Below are 15,972 nucleotides of genomic sequence, written 5' to 3'. Positions count from 1 at the left end.
GAGGTGCGGGTGCGGGACGGGTGGGCGACGAGTTCGGTGCCCGGGACCTTCCCGTCCACGAGCAGCTCGGTGCGCTCCTCGTCCAGCAGGTGATGGAGCAGGAACCCGGTGACCAGGGCCTTGGTCAGCCGGCGGACCTTGGCGTTCGGGCCGCCGGCGAGCAGCAGGTCGGTCCAGTGCGTCCCCTGCAGGAACGACGTGTGCTCGGCCTTGGGCAGGGTGCGTTGCCAGACCGGTCCACTCCCGGCTGCGGCCAGCGGTTCGGCGTGTCCGGCGGGCGGGGCGACGGTGTCCTTGCCGGCCACGATGTGCAGCGTCGGCGCGGTGATCGTGCGGGCGGCGTCGACGGCCGACGGGCGGGTCTGCGCGGGCGCCAGCGTCACGACCGCCGAGACCCGGGGGTGCGAGGCGGCGGCGAGGAGCGCGACGCCACCGCCGATGCCGTGCCCGGCGACCGCCATCCGCCGGGAATCCACGCTGATCCGGCCCTCGCCCAGCCGCACGCCGGCGCACACGTCCAGCGCGGTGCGCAGGTCGGCGGCGAACCGGGCGTGGCTGGGCAGCACCCCGCGGTGCCCGGCCGGGGCGGCGGTGACGATCCCCCACGACGCCAGGTGCCGCAGCAGGTCGGCATAGCGGGCCGGGGGCTGCAACCAGTCGTGCCCGAAGGCGACCGCGGGCAGCCCGAGCCCTTCGGCTGGCGCGAACACGATGCCGGGTACGCCGACGAGCCCGAGGTCTCCGCGGAGCACCTCATGAGGGCCGGGCCGGGAGAGCTCGGCGACCGCGTCCTTGACCGACTTCGTGGCGGAGGGCCTGGTCGACTGCCGCGTCGGGGTCACAGCGGAGCACCGTAGTCCTGCCGAATCGGACGCGCCTACTGTGGGCGCCATGTGTGGCATCGTCGGTTACGTCGGTCATCGCTCCGCTGTGGACGTCGTGCTGGGCGGTCTGCGCAGGCTCGAGTACCGCGGCTACGACTCGGCGGGTGTCGCGGTCCTCGACGGCCACGGCGGCCTGACCGTTGAGCGGAAGGCCGGGCCGCTGGCCAACCTGGAGGCCCGGCTCCAGGACGTGGCTGCGGCCGGCCCGGATGTGCTGGCCGGCACCGCCGGGATGGGGCACACCCGCTGGGCCACCCACGGCGCCCCGACCGACCGCAACGCGCACCCGCACCGCAGCACCGCGGGCGACGTCGCCGTGGTGCACAACGGGATCATCGAGAACTACCTGCCGCTGCGGGCCGAGCTGGAGGCCGCCGGCGTCGAGCTGACCAGCGACACCGACACCGAGACCGCCGCGCACCTGGTTGCGCTCGCCTACACCGGAGCCGACCAGGCCGGCGAGACCGAGGGCGACCTCGTCGCCAGCGTGCGGACCGTCGCCCGCCGGCTGCAGGGCGCGTTCACGCTCGTGGTCACGCACGCCGCGGAGCCGGACGTGATCGTCGCCGCCCGCCGGTCGTCGCCGCTGGTGCTGGGCCTGGGCGAGGGGGAGACGTTCCTGGCCTCCGACGTCGCCGCGTTCATCGAGTTCACCCGCGACGCCGTCGAGCTCGGTCAGGACCAGGTCGTCACGATCACCCGGGACGGTTACACGGTGACCGACTTCGCCGGCGAGCCGGTCGAGGCCGCGCCGTTCACCGTGACGTGGGACCTGGCCGCGGCCGAGAAGGGCGGCCACGACTACTTCATGCTCAAGGAGATCGAGGAACAGCCCACCGCGATCGCCGACACGCTGCGCGGGCACTTCGTCGACCACAAGATCGTGCTGGACGAGCAGCGGTTGTCCGATCAGGACCTGCGCGACGTCGACAAGGTCTTCGTCGTGGCCTGCGGGACGGCCTACCACTCCGGTCTGCTGGCCAAGTACGCGATCGAGCACTGGACCCGGCTGCCCGTCGAGGTCGAGGTGGCCAGCGAGTTCCGCTACCGCGACCCGGTGCTCGACCGCTCGACGCTGGTCGTCGCGATCTCCCAGTCGGGGGAGACCGCGGACACCCTCGAGGCGATCCGGCACGCGAAGGACCAGAAGGCCCGGGTGCTGGCGATCTGCAACACCAACGGCGCGCAGATCCCGCGTGAGTCCGACGCCGTCATCTACACCCATGCCGGCCCCGAGATCGGGGTCGCCGCGACCAAGACGTTCACCAGCCAGATCGCGGCGAACTACCTGGTCGGGCTGGCCCTCGCACAGGCCCGCGGCACCAAGTACCCCGACGAGGTGGCCCGCGAGTTCCACGAGCTCGAGGTCATGCCGGAGGCGGTCGCGCGCACGCTGGACCACCTGCAGGAGGCGCGCACGCTGGGTCGCGAGCTGGCCGGCTCCAAGGCGGTGCTGTTCCTCGGCCGCCACGTCGGCTTCCCGGTCGCCCTGGAGGGCGCGCTCAAGCTCAAGGAGCTGGCCTACATGCACGCCGAGGCGTTCGCGGCCGGCGAGCTCAAGCACGGCCCGATCGCGCTCGTCGAGGACGGTCTGCCGGTGATCGTGGTGATGCCCTCGCCGAAGGGTCGCGCGGTGCTGCACGCCAAGCTGCTGAGCAACATCCAGGAGATCCAGGCCCGTGGCGCGCACACCGTGGTCATCGCGGAGGAGGGCGACGACACGGTCCGCCCGTTCGCCGAGCGCCTGTTCGAGGTGCCGGCGGTGCCGACCCTGCTGCAGCCGCTGGTCTCCACCATCCCGTTGCAGGTCATCGCCGCGGAGATCGCCCGGGCGCGTGGTTATGACGTGGACAAGCCGCGTAACCTGGCGAAATCGGTCACAGTGGAATAGGTCGGGGCCACCGGTCACCGGGGTGTCATCGCACCTCCGGTGAGCCGACGTCCTCATCAGTGTCCCCATGAGGGGCCGGTTGCGGCTCCGGGTGAGGTGAGAGATGGGGACAAGTCAATGATGTCCAGGATGGGCCGGGCCGTGGCGGCCGCCGGTCTCGCGGTCACGCTGGTGTGGGGTCTCGCCGGCTGCGCGGGATCGGTGGACCGCGCCGACGTCGCTTCGTCGATCTCCGCGGAGCTGGGCAAGCAGGGCATGGTTGCGCAGGACGTGATCTGCCCCGAGGACCTGAAGGCCGAGGTCGGGAAGTCCGTCCGCTGCACGTTGCAGGTCGACGGCGTGGCGACGGCCGCGGTCGCCACCGTGACGTCGTTGCAGGGCGATCAGGCCCACTACGACATCGAGACCGACAAGCCGGTCGTCGGCAAGGCCGCGCTGCAGAAGCAGGTCGCCGACCAGCTCGGGCAGGCCGGCGTGACCACCGGCCCGGTGACCTGCCCGTCGGGCCTGAAGGCCGAGACCGGGGCGACGGTGCGCTGCGGGTTCGACGCCGACGGCCAGCCGGTGGACGCGGTGGCGAAGGTGACCTCGGTCGAGGGGACCGACGTCACGTTCGACATCAGCACCGAGGCCCGGCCGATCGCGAAGGCGCTGCTGGAGCAGAAGGTCGGCCAGCAGGTCGGCCAGCAGGCCGGCATCGCGATCGAGTCCACGCAGTGCACCGGGGACCTGCCGCCGACCGTCGGGGCGACGGTGGGCTGCACGGTCGCGGCGCAGGACGAGACGCTGAACCTCGACGTCGCGGTCACGGCCGTGAACGGCGGTCAGGTCGACTACTCCCTCCGGCCCAAGACCTGACCACGTGCCGCGGCGCCGTCATCCGGTGCGGCGGCGCCCGCGCCGCTAGCGTGGCGGCGTGAAGGGTGTGTGGACCGCGCGGCAGATACGTGACACCGAGCAGGAGCTGCTGAACCGCACGCCGGAGGGCGCGCTGATGCGCCGGGCCGCGTTCGGGGTGGCCGTGCACGTCCGGGAGTTGCTGGCCGAGCGCACCGGCGGGGTGTCGGGTCACCGGGTCGCGCTACTGGTGGGCGCGGGCAACAACGGCGGCGACGCGCTGTTCGCCGGTGCCGATCTGAGCCGCCGCGGCGCCGGAGTCACCGCGGTGCTGCTCGCCCCGGACCGGGCCCACCCCGACGGGCTCGCCGCGCTGCGCCGCGCCGGCGGGCGGGTGCTCGCCGCGTCGGAGACGGGCCGGGCCCGGGCCGCGGTCACGGGCGCCGATGCCGTCGTCGACGGCATCGTCGGCATCTCCGGGCGCGGCCCGCTGCGCGAACCCGCCGCGTCCCTCGTCGCCGCCGCGGACGAGGCGGGGGTGCCGATCGTCGCGGTCGATCTGCCCAGCGGCGTCGACCCGGACACCGGCGCGGTCGACGGCCCGGCCGTCGCCGCGGCCGCGACCGTCACCTTCGGGGCGCTCAAGCCGGTGCACGTGCTCGCCCCGTGGCGGTGCGGGCCGGTGCACCTGGTCGACATCGGGCTGGCGCCGCTGCTGCCACCGCCGCACGCCGAGGTCCTCGAGGTGCCCGACGTCGGCGGGCGCTGGCCGATCCCCGGCCCTGCCGACGACAAGTACACCCAGGGCGTGGGCGGGATCGCGGCCGGCTCGGCGATGTACCCGGGCGCCGGCGTGCTGGCCACCGGGGCCGCGGTGTTCGCCACCAGTGGCATGGTGCGCTACGCGGGCGGTGCGGCGGACCGCGTGCGCGCCCGCTGGCCGGAGGCCATCGTCACCGACACGATCGATGCGGCCGGCCAGACCCAGTCCTGGACGGTCGGCCCGGGCATCGGCACCGACGACGCCGCCCGTGACCTGCTGGCCGCGGTGATCGGGCGCGACGTGCCGCTGTGCGTCGACGCCGACGCCATCACGCTGCTGGGCAAACACGACGACCTGCGGGCGACAGTGCGGGGCCGGCCCGTGGTGATCACCCCGCACGATCGCGAGTTCGCCCGGGTGGCCGGGGAGGTGGGCGTCGACCGGATCGGCGCGGCCCGCCGGGCGGCCGCCGAGCTGGACGTCACCGTGCTGCTCAAGGGGCACTCGACGGTGATCGCCGATCGCGGGGGCCGCGTCCTGGTGCACCCGTCGCGGGACTCCTGGCCGGCCACGGCCGGGTCCGGTGACGTGCTGTCCGGGATCATCGGCAAGCTGCTCGCCTCCGGGCTGGAGCCGTGGTGGGCGGCGGGTTGCGCGGCCCACGTGCACGGGTTGGCCGCGTCGCTCGCGGCGCGGGGTGCACCCGCCCCGGCGTCGGCGCTGCAGGCGGCGATCCCGGACGCGATCCGGACCGTGCGGGGCGTGTCCGCCGGTGCGGCGCTGGTCGTGGGGTGAGGCAGGCTGTCGGTGCCGGATGCGATGATGCCGGGGTGGTTGAGCAGTCCGGAACGACCGTGCCGGCCGGGGCCGTGAGCCCGCTGGCGGAGGCGGTCGTCGATCTCTCCGCAATTCGCCACAACGTGGCGCTGCTGTCCGGCGCGGCGGCCGCGTCCGGGGCGCAGACCATGGCCGTGGTGAAGGCCGAGGGGTACGGCCACGGCGCGGTACCGGTGGCCCGCGCGGCCCTCGCCGCGGGCGCGTCCTGGCTGGGCGTCTGCACCCTCGACGAGGCGATGGAGCTGCGCGCGGCCGGCATCACCGCGCCGCTGCTGTCCTGGCTGCACCTGTCCGGGCAGGACTTCGCCCCCGCCGTCGCCGCGGACGTCGACCTCTCGGTGGCCTCGCCGGCACATCTCGCCGCAGTGCTCGACGGGGCCCGGCGGGCGGGCCGGCCCGCTCGGCTGCACTTGAAGATCGACACCGGGTTGAGCCGCAACGGCGTCCAGCCCCGCGAGTGGCCCGACTTCGTCGACGAGGCCGCCAAGGCCGTCGCCGACGGCCTCGCCGAGGTCGTCGGTGTGTGGTCGCACCTGGCCCACGCCGACGCCCCGCACCATCCGACCCTCGACCGGCAGGCCGCCCGGCTGAACGCGGCCTGGCAGGTCGCCCGCGACCGAGGGCTGCACCCGCTGCGGCACCTGGCCAACTCCGCGGCCACCCTGACCCGCCCCGACCTGCACTTCGAGCTCGTCCGGCCGGGCATCGCCGTCTACGGGCTCGACCCGCTGGACCGGCCCGCCGCGGAGAGCCCGCTGCGCCCGGCGATGACGCTGCGCGCCCGGGTGGTGCTGGTGAAGCGGGTCCCGGCCGGGGAGGGCGTGTCCTACGGTCACGAGTGGACGACGCCGGCCGAGACGACGCTCGCGGTGGTCCCGCTCGGCTACGCCGACGGGGTGCCGCGCAGGCTGAACTTCCGCGGCCGGATGCGGGTGTGGTTGGCCGGGAAGTCGCGGCCGGTCGTCGGCCGGGTGTGCATGGACCAGATCGTGGTCGACTGCGGTCAGGACGACGGCGTCCGAGAGGGGGACGTGGCGGTGCTGTTCGGTTCGGGGGAGCGCGGTGAGCCGACCGCGCAGGATTGGGCGGACGAGCTCGGGACCATCCACTACGAGGTCGCGACGGGGGTGCACGGACGTCGTGTGCCCCGGACGTTCGTGAACGGTGCGGACGAGGCCGACGGCGGCGCAGCGTGGTGAGACGCAGAGTCTGGCAGGCCCTCGGCGTCGCGGGCGGCGTGGCCGGGGCCGCGGGTGCCGCCGTCGGCGTCGGAGTGGCCGCCCGCAAGCAGTCCCGGATCGCGGCCGACCGGCGCCGGCTGGCCGCGCAGCTGACCTCCGGTGCCGCCGAGCCGTGGGCGCTGCCCCCGGGGGAGCCGTCCTCGGTCACCGCCGACGACGGGGTGCGGCTGTCCTGCGAGGAGATCGAATCGGCCACCGGGCGCGCCGCGCTGACCGTCGTGCTCGTGCACGGCTTCGCCCTCGACCGCCGGACCTGGCAGTTTCAGCGCCGGGTCCTGTCCGAGCTGGCCGACCCCACGGTCCGGCTGGTGCTCTACGACCAGCGCAGCCACGGCCGCTCCGAGCGCGCGCCCCGGGAGAGCTGCACGCTCGATCAGCTCGGCCGCGATCTCGACGCGGTGATCCGCGCGCTGGCCCCGGAGGGCCCGCTGGTGCTCATCGGCCACTCCATGGGCGGCATGACGCTGATGGCGCTGGCCGAACAGCGCCCGGAGCTGTTCACCCAGCGGGTCGCCGGGGTGGCGCTGGTCTCCACCTCGGCCGGGGAGATGGCGAGCCAGGGACTGCCGGGCACCCTGCTGTCCCGGCACAACCCGCTGACCCGCGGCGTCGGGCTGCTGGCCCGGGTGCAGCCCAAGCTGGTCGAGGGGGTGCGCCGCGCCGCCGGCGACCTGATCTGGGCGGTCACCCGCAGCTTCGCCTACGGCGACCGCCCGGTCGATCACTCGCTCGTCGACCTCGTCGACACGATGATCAGCAGCAACGCCGTGGACGCGCTCACCGACTTCGTCGACACCCTCGGCAGCCACGACCGGCTCGCCGCGCTGCCCGCGCTGGCCGGGTGCGAGGTGCTGGTGGCCGCGGGTGACGCGGACCGGGTGATCCCGTTCAGGCACAGCGAGACCATCGCCGCCGAGCTGCCCGGCGCGGAACTGCTGCGCTTGTCCGGGGTCGGGCACCTGCCGATGCTGGAGCAGCCCGCCGTGATCGACGAGGCGTTGGCCGAGTTGATCGGGCGCAGCATGAAGCCGGCCCGGTCCGGGCGTGGGGTGCGCCGGTTGCGGAGGCGGGCGTGACGGGCACCCTCGTGTGGGACAGCGAGATCGAACTCCCGGAGCCCGCCGACACCGAGGGCCTCGGGGCCGCGCTCGCCGCCGAGCTGCGGGCCGGTGATCTGGTCGTGCTGTCCGGCCCGCTCGGCGCGGGCAAGACGGTGCTGGTCCGCGGGATTGCCCGCGGGCTCGGCGTCGCGGGGCCGGTCACGTCGCCGACGTTCGTGATCGCCCGCGAGCACCGGCCGCTTCCGGACGGGGCCGGGGTGCCGCTGGTGCATGTCGACGCCTACCGGCTGGGGGCGGGCGGGGTGGACGTCGCGGCCGAGCTCGACGACCTCGACCTGGACACCGACCTGGCCGAGGCGGTCGTGGTCGTGGAGTGGGGCGAGGGCGTGGCCGAGCGGCTCGCCGCCCGGCACATCCTGGTGCGGCTGCACCGGCGGCCCGACGACGTGCGGGTGGCCGACGTGCACCGGGTGCACGCCGGCGCCGGAGCCGCCACCGAGCCGGCGCCGTGATCGAGGCGGTCATCTTCGACTGGGGCGGCACCCTGACGCCGTGGAAGACGATGGACTTCCACGCCGGGTGGCGGGCCTACACCGAGGTCCTGCACGCCGCTGACGCCGAGCGGGCCGCGACCGTCGCGCTCGCCCTGGCCGACGCGGACATGGCCCGCTGGGCGGCGGTGCGTGACGGGCACCGGGCGTTCACCCTCGCCGAGGTCCTCGCCGACGCGGCCGCGGAGCACCACGTCGAGGCGCTCGAGGCCTACCGCGCGTTCTGGGTGCAGGCCACCCACACCGACCCCGAGGCCGGCCCGATGCTCGGCGCCCTGCGCGAGCGGGGGCTGCGGCTCGGCGTGCTGTCCTCGACGGCGTGGCCGGGCGAGTGGCACGAGGAGTGGCTGCGCCGCGACGGGGTCCTCGAGTACTTCGACGGCTACGTCTGGAGCAGCGACCTGCCGTTCACCAAGCCGCACGCGTCGGCGTTCCGGGCGGCGATGGACGCGGTCGGGATCGACGACCCGGCGCGCTGCGTGTACGTCGGCGACCGGCCCTACGACGACATCAGCGGCGCCAAGGCGGCCGGCATGCGGGCGGTGCTGGTGCCGCACAGCGACATCCCGGCCGCCCAGCAGGTCCCGGTCGACGTCGAACCCGACGCGGTGATCCAGCGGCTGGCCGACCTGCCGGAGGCGATCGCGGGCTGGTGAGCTCGCGCACTCCCGACGGGGGGCCCGGCAACCGGCCGACCGGCGCTCGTAGGCTCGGGGGCGTGCTCGTGCTGGCTCTGGACACTGCGACGCCCGCGGTCACCGCGGGCGTCGTCGAGCTGACCGCCGATCCGACGGCCCCGCCCGCGGTGCGCGCGGCCCGGATCGCCCATGACGCCCGCAAGCACGGGGAGCTGCTGATGCCCGGCGTGCTGGCGGCCTGCGCCGAGGCGGGGATCGCGCTCACCGAGGTCGACGCGATCGTCACCGGCACCGGGCCGGGCCCGTTCACCGGGCTGCGGGTCGGGATGGTCACCGCCGCCGCGCTCGGCGACGCGCTCGACGTGCCGGTGCACGGGGTGTGCTCGCTGGACGCGATCGCCGTCGAGGCTGCAGCGGGGTCACCGACCGGCAACCTGCTGGTGCTCACCGACGCCCGCCGCCGCGAGGTCTACTGGGCCGCGTACGACCGCGAGGCCCGGCGGCTCACCGGGCCGCACGTGGAGACCCCGGCGGCGCTGGTCGCGCGGTTGCCCGAGCTGGCCGTCGTGGCCGCTGCGGGCGGGGCCGCCGAACAGCACGCCGACCTGCTCGGGCTGCCGGTGCTCGCCCCGGCCGCGCCCTCGCCCGCGGGGCTGGTCGCCGTGGCCGCGGACGCGCTGCGCTCCGGGGCCGCGCCCGAGCCGGTGGCGCCGCTCTACCTGCGCCGCCCGGACGCCGTGGAACCGGGACGGCGCAAGCGGGTGAGCACCCCGTGAGGCCCGGTGCCGACCGCCTGGTGACGATCGGCCCGCTGTACCGCTCGGACGCCGACCGGTGCGCCGAGCTGGAGAAGCTGCTCTTCCCCGGCGACGACCCGTGGAGCGCCCGCGCGTTCCGCGACGAGATCAGTGCGGGGCACCACTACCTCGCCGCCCGCGACGGCGACAAGCTCGCCGGGTACGCAGGGCTCGCGTTCGTGGCCGGCCCACCGCAGGCCGAGGCCGAGATCCACACGATCGGCGTCGACCCCGCGTACCAGCGCTGCGGCATCGGCCGCGCGCTGCTGCGCGGGCTGCTCGAGCCGGCCGACGCGGTCGCGGCCACGGTGTTCCTCGAGGTGCGCACCGACAACGAGGCCGCGCAGGCCCTCTACGAGGCCGCCGGTTTCACCGTCGTCGGCCTGCGCAAGCGCTACTACCGGCCCAGCGGGGCCGACGCCTACACGATGCGAAGGGACCCGAAGCAGTGAGCGGCCTCGTACTGGGCATCGAGACCTCGTGCGACGAGACCGGGGTCGGCCTCGTCCGGATCGACGAGGCGGGGGCGTCGACGCTGCTGGCGAACGAGATCGCCTCCAGCGTCGACGAGCACGCCCGCTTCGGTGGCGTCGTCCCCGAGGTCGCCTCCCGGGCGCACCTGCAGGCGATGGTCCCGGCGGTGCACCGTGCGATGGCCACGGCGGGCGTGCGGCCGCGCGACGTCGACGCCGTCGCCGTCACCGCCGGCCCGGGGCTGGCCGGCGCGCTGCTGATCGGGGTGGCCGCGGCGAAGGCGTACGCCGCCGCGTGGGACGTCCCGCTCTACGGGGTCAACCACCTCGCCGCGCACGTCGCCGTCGACACGCTGCAGCACGGTCCGCTGCCGCCCGCGCTGGCGCTGCTGGTCTCCGGCGGGCACTCCAGCCTGCTCGACGTGCCCGACCTGGCCGGCCCGGTCACGCCGCTCGGCGCCACGATCGACGACGCGGCCGGTGAGGCCTTCGACAAGGTCGCCCGGCTGCTCGGGCTGCCGTTCCCCGGCGGCCCGCACATCGACCGGGTCGCCCGCGACGGCGACGGCACCGCGATCGCGTTCCCGCGCGGGCTCACCGGGCCCCGGGACGCCCCGTTCGACTTCTCCTTCTCCGGGCTCAAGACCGCGGTCGCCCGGCACGTCGAGGCGCTCGAACGCGCCGGCACCCCGATCCCGGTGGCCGACGTCGCGGCCAGCTTCCAGGAGGCCGTGGTCGACGTGCTCACCGCGAAGGCCGTCCGGGCCGCGCGGGAGCGCGGGATGGAGACCCTGCTGCTCGGCGGCGGGGTCGCCGCGAACTCGCGGCTGCGCGAGCTCGCCCAGTCCCGCTGCGACGCCGCCGGGCTGACGCTGCGGGTGCCGCGGCCCGGGCTGTGCACGGACAACGGCGCGATGGTCGCCGCGCTCGGCGCGCACCTGCTCGCCGTGGGCGCGAAGCCCTCGCCCCTGGACCTCCCCGCCGACTCGTCGCTTCCCGTCACCGACGTCCTGGTCGGCTAGCGTCAACCGCTGACGTAGGACAGCAGGCGCACCTCGTCGTCGGTGAGGCGCAGGGTCAGCATCGGCAGCAGGTCGGCGAGTTGCTCGGGGGTGCGGGCGCTGGCGATCGGGGCCGCCACCGTCGGCTGCGCCGCCAGCCAGGCCAGCGCCACCGCCGCGACGGGGACCCCGTGCCCGGCCGCGATCTCGTCCAGGACCGCGAGCACGCGGATGCCGCGGTCGTCGAGGTAGGCCCGCGCGCCCTCGGCCCGCACGCTGTCCACATCGGCGCCGCCAGTCCGGTACTTCCCGGTCAGGAAGCCCTTGGCCAGCGCGTAGTAGGGCACGCAGGCCAGCCCCTCGCTCTCCAGCACCGGGGCGAGCGCGGTCTCGAACTCGGCCCGCTCGACGAGGTTGTAGTGCGGCTGCAACGCCACATAGGACGCGAGCGAGTCGCGCGCGGAGATCTCCAGCGCGGACCGCAGCCGCTCGGCGGTGAAGTTCGAGGCCCCGATCGCGCGCACCTTGCCCTCGCGCACCAGCGCGTCGAACGCGTCGAGGGTCTCCTCCTGGGCGGTGGCGGGGTCGTCGCGGTGGGCGTAGTACAGGTCGATCCGGTCGGTGCGCAGCCGGCGCAGCGAGCCCTCGACGGCGGACTTGATGTTCGCCGCGGACAGCCCCGGCTGCTCCGGCCACGAACCGACCTTGGTCGCGATCACCAGGTCGTCGCGGTTGCCGCGCTCGGCCATCCAGTCGCCGATGATCGTCTCGGACTCGCCGCCGGAGTTGCCGGGCGCGCGCCACATGTAGGAGTCGGCGGTGTCGATGAAGTTGCCGCCCGCCGCGACGTAGCCGTCCAGCACCGCGCGGGAGGTCTCGGCGTCGGCGGTCCAGCCGAACACGTTGGCACCCAGACAGAATGCGGAGACGTCCAGGTCGCTCGATCCGATCTTCGCCATGGACCCAGACCCTACGACCCCGTCCGCCCGTACGGCGGCCGCAGGCCGGGCCGGATCGGCGACCGCGGAGGCGCCGCGACGCGTCGCCGACCAGCGTTGAGCCGTTGGCACTCTCATGGGTAGAGTGCCAGAGCACAGTTTCGATCGGGATGCCCCGGCACCCGCGACGGCGGGGCCCTGGTCGGGCTGTCAGTTGCCAACAGTGACGAGCAGGTATGAAAACCCCAGGAAGGGGAGGTCATCCAGTGGCGAACATCCAGCCGCTCGAGGACAAGATCGTCGTCCAGGCCAACGAGGCGGAGACGACCACCGCCTCCGGCATCGTCATCCCGGACACCGCGAAGGAGAAGCCCCAGGAGGGGAAGGTCCTCGCGGTGGGCCCGGGCCGGTACACCGAGCAGGGCGCCCGGATTCCGCTGGACGTCAAGGTCGGCGACGTCGTCATCTACTCGAAGTACGGCGGCACCGAGGTCAAGTACAACGGCGAGGAGTACCTGATCCTCTCCGCTCGCGACGTTCTCGCCGTCGTCAACTGACACCACCCGGCTGACTCAGCCACCTCCGCGCCGCCCCGGCCGTCCGTCGACCCACGGGCAGCCGGGGCGTCGTCGTGTGGCGGGCCCCGAACGAACACATTCGAGAGAGGCACAGATGCCGAAGCAGATCAGCTTCGACGAGCAGACGCGCCGGTCGCTGGAGCGCGGGGTGAACCGGCTCGCGGACGCGGTCAAGGTCACCCTCGGCCCGCGCGGCCGGCACGTCGTGCTGGAGAAGAAGTTCGGCGGACCGACGGTGACGAACGACGGTGTCACCATCGCCCGCGAGATCGAACTGCCCGACCACTTCGAGAACCTCGGCGCCCAGCTCGCCAAGACGGCCGCCACCAAGACCAACGACGTGGCCGGCGACGGCACCACCACCGCGACCGTGCTCGCCCAGGCGCTGGTGCGCGAGGGCCTGCGCAACGTGGCCGCCGGCGCGAACCCGACCGAGCTGGGCCGGGGCATCGCCGTGGCCGCGGACAAGGTCTCCGAGCTGCTCAAGGAGAAGGCCACCCCGGTCAACGGCTCCGAGCACATCGCCCAGGTCGGCACGATCGCCTCCCGCGAGGAGGCCATCGGCCAGCTGATCGCCCAGGCGCTCGAGGCGGTCGGCACCGACGGCGTCGTCACCGTCGAGGAGGGCTCCACGCTCGCCACCGAGCTGGAGGTCACCGAGGGCCTGCAGTTCGACAAGGGCTACCTGTCGCCCTACTTCGTCACCGACCCGGAGTCGATGGAGGCCGTCCTCGAGGACGCCTACATCCTGCTGCACCGCGAGAAGATCAGCGCCATCGCCGATCTGCTCCCGCTGCTGGAGAAGGTCGTGGAGAGCGGCCGGCCGCTGCTCATCGTGGCCGAGGACATCGAGGGCGAGGCGCTGTCCACCCTCGTCGTCAACTCGATCCGCAAGACGCTGAAGGTGTGCGCGGTCAAGTCGCCGTTCTTCGGCGACCGGCGCAAGGCGTTCATGGAGGACCTGGCGATCGCCACCGGCGGTCAGGTCGTCAACCCCGAGGTCGGGCTGAAGCTCAGCGAGGTCGGGCTCGAGGTGCTGGGCCGGGCCCGCCGCGCGGTCGTCACCAAGGACACCACCACCCTGGTCGAGGGCGGGGGCAGCAAGGAGGCCATCGACGCTCGCATCGCGCAGCTGCGCGCCGAGATCGAGGCCACCGACTCCGACTGGGACCGGGAGAAGCTGCAGGAGCGGCTGGCCAAGCTGTCCGGCGGCGTCGCGGTGGTCAAGGTCGGCGCGGCCACCGAGACCGAGCTCAAGGAGCGCAAGCACCGCATCGAGGATGCGGTGGCGGCGACCAAGGCCGCGGTCGAGGAGGGCATCGTGCCCGGTGGCGGGTCCGCCCTGGTGCACGCGGCCGCCGCGCTGGAGGACGGCCTCGGCACGACCGGCGACGAGGCGCTCGGTGTGGCCATCGTACGCCGCGCGCTGTCCGCGCCGCTGTACTGGATCGCCTCCAACGGCGGCCTGGAGGGCTCGGTCGTGATCGCCAAGGTGGCCGAGCAGCCGTGGGGACACGGCTTCAACGCGGCCACCCTGACCTACTCGGACCTGTTCGCCGACGGGGTCATCGACCCGGTCAAGGTGACCCGGTCCGCGGTGGTCAACGCCGCGTCGATCGCGCGCATGGTGCTCACCACCGAGGCCGCGGTCGTCGACAAGCCCGAGCCGCCGGCGCCGGCCCCCGCGGGTGCCGGCCACGGCCACGGGCACGGGCACTGACCGGACGCGGCTAGGCCGGTTCCGCACGCGAGCGGGCGGGCCGGTTTCCCTGATCACCAGGGAGACCGGCTCGCCCTTCGTCGTTTGGGGATCGGTCCGGCGAGCCTCAGACCGCCCGGTGCGCCGGCTGGGTGGCGACCTTGAGCGTGCGGTCGCGGCCCCGGATGATGTCGTCGCGCTCGTGCTCGGAGAGCCCACCCCACACGCCGTAGGGCTCCTGCACCGTCAGCGCGTGCCGCCGGCACTGCTCGAGCACCGGGCACGTCTGGCACACCGCCTTCGCCTTCGCCTCGCGGTTCGCGCGGGCGGGACCGCGCTCCCCCTCGGGGTGGAAGAAGAACGCGCTGTCCATGCCGCGGCAGGCGCCCTGCATCTGCCAGTCCCAGATATCCGTGACCGGAACCGGGAGCCTCCGGATGTCCGCCACGTTCATCACCCCGCCCTGTGTAGGCCTTCTCCAACGAGCCCGAGGTACCCCACCGTAGAACCGCGCCAAACCTTGTTCAAGAAAACTGTTCGAGAACATCCGCGCACGCGTGGCGGCTTGCCTGAACAACGTCTGGCGCGGACCATCGGGGAATGCATCCGGAACCGTTGCCGGCCTCCGCTGCGGACCCCCGGCCGTTCGCAGCGGAGGCCGCGCACGATCCCGACGAGCACCCGGGCAAAGGCGCCATGAACGGCAGCGACGGTGGGGTCGAGCCGGACGGCAGGGTCGGCACGGGCGACGTCGACGACGGACCCCGGCTGACCGTCGCCGCGCTGGCCCGTCGCCTCGGCGTCGCCCCGGCCACGCTGCGTACCTGGAACCGCCGCTACGGCATCGGGCCGTCCGATCACGAGTCCGGGCGGCACCGCAGGTATTCGGCCGACGACGTCGCCCGGTTCGAACTGATGCAGCACGCGTTGGTGCGCGGGGCGTCCCCGGCCGAGGCGGCCCGCTACGCGATCTCGGCCCGGCTGCCGCGCCCGCACGCCGGCCCGTCCGACCGGCTCCGCGTGCTCCCCGAGGAACCGGCCGGCGCCCCGGCCGAACCGGATCCGGGCGTCCCGGTCCTGCTGGCCGACGACGCGTCCGCGGACGACCCGGAGGTGGTGTCGCGGGTGCGGGTCGGGGGCCGGGTGCTGCGGCTGCCCGGAGCCGGCCGCCGGGCCCGCGGCGTCGGGCGGGCCGCGCTGGCGATGGACGCGGCCGCGGTCCGGCGGCTGCTCGTCGAGGCGATCGAGGCCGACGGGCTCGCGGCCACCTGGGATCAGGTCGCCCGGCCCGTACTGAATGCGGTGGCCGGCCGATGGGAGTCCACCGGGGCCGGCGTGGAGATCGAGCACCTGATCAGCGAGTCCGTGATGAGCGTCTACGGCGCGTGGGCGCTGGCCGCCCCGGCCCCGGAGGCGGTGCGTCCGGTCGTGCTGGCCGGCATGCCCACGGAGTGGCACAACCTCCCGCTGACGGTGCTGGCCGCCGTCCTGGCCGAGCAGCGGGTGCCGTGCCGCCCGCTGGGGCCGAACCTGCCCGTGGACGCGCTGGCCGCCGCGGTTCGCCGGACCGCGCCGGCGGCGGTCGTGCTGTGGTCGCAGCTTCCCGACTCCGCCGATCCAGAGCTTTTCCGGGCCCTGCCCCGGACCCGGCCACGGTTCCGGATGTTCGCGGCGGGCCCCGGCTGGGACGACGTCGAGCTGCCCGCGCGGATCACCCGGTTGACCTCGCTGGCGAATGCCACCTCGGTTCTCGGCGCCGCGATCTTGCCCTGACTAATCTGGC

The 15,972-nt window shown here is 74.3% G+C and carries 16 protein-coding genes; 13 read left to right on the top strand and 3 right to left on the bottom strand.

Features of this window, described 5'->3' with window-relative positions; translation table 11 throughout:
- Positions 1 to 842, bottom strand: an 842-nt coding sequence (locus HF526_RS17700) for a dienelactone hydrolase family protein (protein ID WP_338051544.1), incomplete at its 3' end; no start/stop codon positions are given.
- 49 nt (positions 843 to 891) lie between these two features.
- On the opposite strand from HF526_RS17700, the gene glmS reads away from it, so the two are divergent.
- The 10 genes from glmS (at position 892) to tsaD (ending at position 10,995) form a co-directional block, all read left to right on the top strand.
- On the top strand, positions 892 to 2,775 hold the full coding sequence (glmS, locus tag HF526_RS17695; RefSeq protein ID WP_169382566.1) for a glutamine--fructose-6-phosphate transaminase (isomerizing): 1,884 nt from the start codon (positions 892 to 894) through the stop codon (positions 2,773 to 2,775).
- A gap of 129 nt (positions 2,776 to 2,904) precedes the next feature.
- Positions 2,905 to 3,633 (top strand): DUF4333 domain-containing protein, encoded by a 729-nt coding sequence (locus HF526_RS17690; RefSeq protein ID WP_169382565.1) that lies wholly within the window; start codon positions 2,905 to 2,907, stop codon positions 3,631 to 3,633.
- 58 nt (positions 3,634 to 3,691) lie between these two features.
- Positions 3,692 to 5,170 (top strand): NAD(P)H-hydrate epimerase, encoded by a 1,479-nt coding sequence (locus HF526_RS17685; protein ID WP_169382564.1) that lies wholly within the window; start codon positions 3,692 to 3,694, stop codon positions 5,168 to 5,170.
- A gap of 35 nt (positions 5,171 to 5,205) precedes the next feature.
- Positions 5,206 to 6,411, top strand: a complete 1,206-nt coding sequence (alr, locus tag HF526_RS17680; protein ID WP_169382563.1) for an alanine racemase — start codon at positions 5,206 to 5,208, stop codon at positions 6,409 to 6,411.
- Entirely contained in the window at positions 6,405 to 7,529 is a 1,125-nt protein-coding gene (locus HF526_RS17675; RefSeq protein ID WP_169382562.1) for an alpha/beta fold hydrolase, read from the top strand. The genes alr and HF526_RS17675 overlap by 7 nt, the downstream gene beginning before the upstream one ends.
- The gene (gene tsaE / locus HF526_RS17670) at positions 7,526 to 8,026 is read left to right on the top strand and encodes a tRNA (adenosine(37)-N6)-threonylcarbamoyltransferase complex ATPase subunit type 1 TsaE (protein ID WP_420821633.1); all 501 of its coding nucleotides are present in this window, start codon (positions 7,526 to 7,528) and stop codon (positions 8,024 to 8,026) included. Before HF526_RS17675 ends, tsaE begins: the two co-directional genes overlap by 4 nt.
- Complete coding sequence (locus HF526_RS17665) at positions 8,023 to 8,721, top strand: HAD-IA family hydrolase (protein WP_169382561.1); 699 nt, start codon at positions 8,023 to 8,025, stop codon at positions 8,719 to 8,721. Before tsaE ends, HF526_RS17665 begins: the two co-directional genes overlap by 4 nt.
- A gap of 62 nt (positions 8,722 to 8,783) precedes the next feature.
- Positions 8,784 to 9,479, top strand: coding sequence for a tRNA (adenosine(37)-N6)-threonylcarbamoyltransferase complex dimerization subunit type 1 TsaB (gene tsaB / locus HF526_RS17660; protein ID WP_169382560.1), 696 nt, complete (start codon positions 8,784 to 8,786; stop codon positions 9,477 to 9,479).
- A 20-nt stretch (positions 9,480 to 9,499) separates the two neighbouring features.
- Positions 9,500 to 9,952 carry a ribosomal protein S18-alanine N-acetyltransferase gene (gene rimI, locus HF526_RS17655; protein WP_169382575.1) on the top strand — a complete coding sequence of 151 codons (453 nt, stop codon included), beginning with the start codon at positions 9,500 to 9,502 and terminating at the stop codon, positions 9,950 to 9,952.
- Positions 9,949 to 10,995: a tRNA (adenosine(37)-N6)-threonylcarbamoyltransferase complex transferase subunit TsaD gene (gene tsaD, locus HF526_RS17650; RefSeq protein WP_169382559.1), complete on the top strand. Its 1,047-nt coding sequence runs from the start codon at positions 9,949 to 9,951 to the stop codon at positions 10,993 to 10,995. The genes rimI and tsaD overlap by 4 nt, the downstream gene beginning before the upstream one ends.
- A 2-nt stretch (positions 10,996 to 10,997) precedes the next feature.
- Here tsaD and HF526_RS17645 read toward each other — a convergent pair whose 3' ends face one another.
- The gene (locus HF526_RS17645) at positions 10,998 to 11,933 is read right to left on the bottom strand and encodes an aldo/keto reductase (protein ID WP_169382558.1); all 936 of its coding nucleotides are present in this window, start codon (positions 11,931 to 11,933) and stop codon (positions 10,998 to 11,000) included.
- Between the two features lie 215 nt (positions 11,934 to 12,148).
- Here HF526_RS17645 and groES point away from each other — a divergent pair, with 215 nt between their 5' ends.
- On the top strand, positions 12,149 to 12,469 hold the full coding sequence (groES, locus tag HF526_RS17640; protein ID WP_169382557.1) for a co-chaperone GroES: 321 nt from the start codon (positions 12,149 to 12,151) through the stop codon (positions 12,467 to 12,469).
- A 115-nt stretch (positions 12,470 to 12,584) separates the two neighbouring features.
- Positions 12,585 to 14,210, top strand: coding sequence for a chaperonin GroEL (gene groL, locus HF526_RS17635; protein WP_169382556.1), 1,626 nt, complete (start codon positions 12,585 to 12,587; stop codon positions 14,208 to 14,210).
- Positions 14,211 to 14,316: 106 nt separating this feature from the next.
- Here groL and HF526_RS17630 read toward each other — a convergent pair whose 3' ends face one another.
- On the bottom strand, positions 14,317 to 14,637 hold the full coding sequence (locus HF526_RS17630) for a WhiB family transcriptional regulator (protein ID WP_169382555.1): 321 nt from the start codon (positions 14,635 to 14,637) through the stop codon (positions 14,317 to 14,319).
- 152 nt (positions 14,638 to 14,789) lie between these two features.
- Here HF526_RS17630 and HF526_RS17625 point away from each other — a divergent pair, with 152 nt between their 5' ends.
- Entirely contained in the window at positions 14,790 to 15,962 is a 1,173-nt protein-coding gene (locus HF526_RS17625) for a MerR family transcriptional regulator (RefSeq protein WP_169382554.1), read from the top strand.
- Positions 15,963 to 15,972: the final 10 nt, after the last annotated feature.

The organism is Pseudonocardia acidicola, from assembly GCF_012911935.1.
In the GTDB taxonomy this organism is placed as follows: domain Bacteria; phylum Actinomycetota; class Actinomycetes; order Mycobacteriales; family Pseudonocardiaceae; genus Pseudonocardia; species Pseudonocardia acidicola.
Note: the sequence above shows the minus strand (reverse complement) of the source record. Positions and strands in the feature narration are given on the sequence as shown.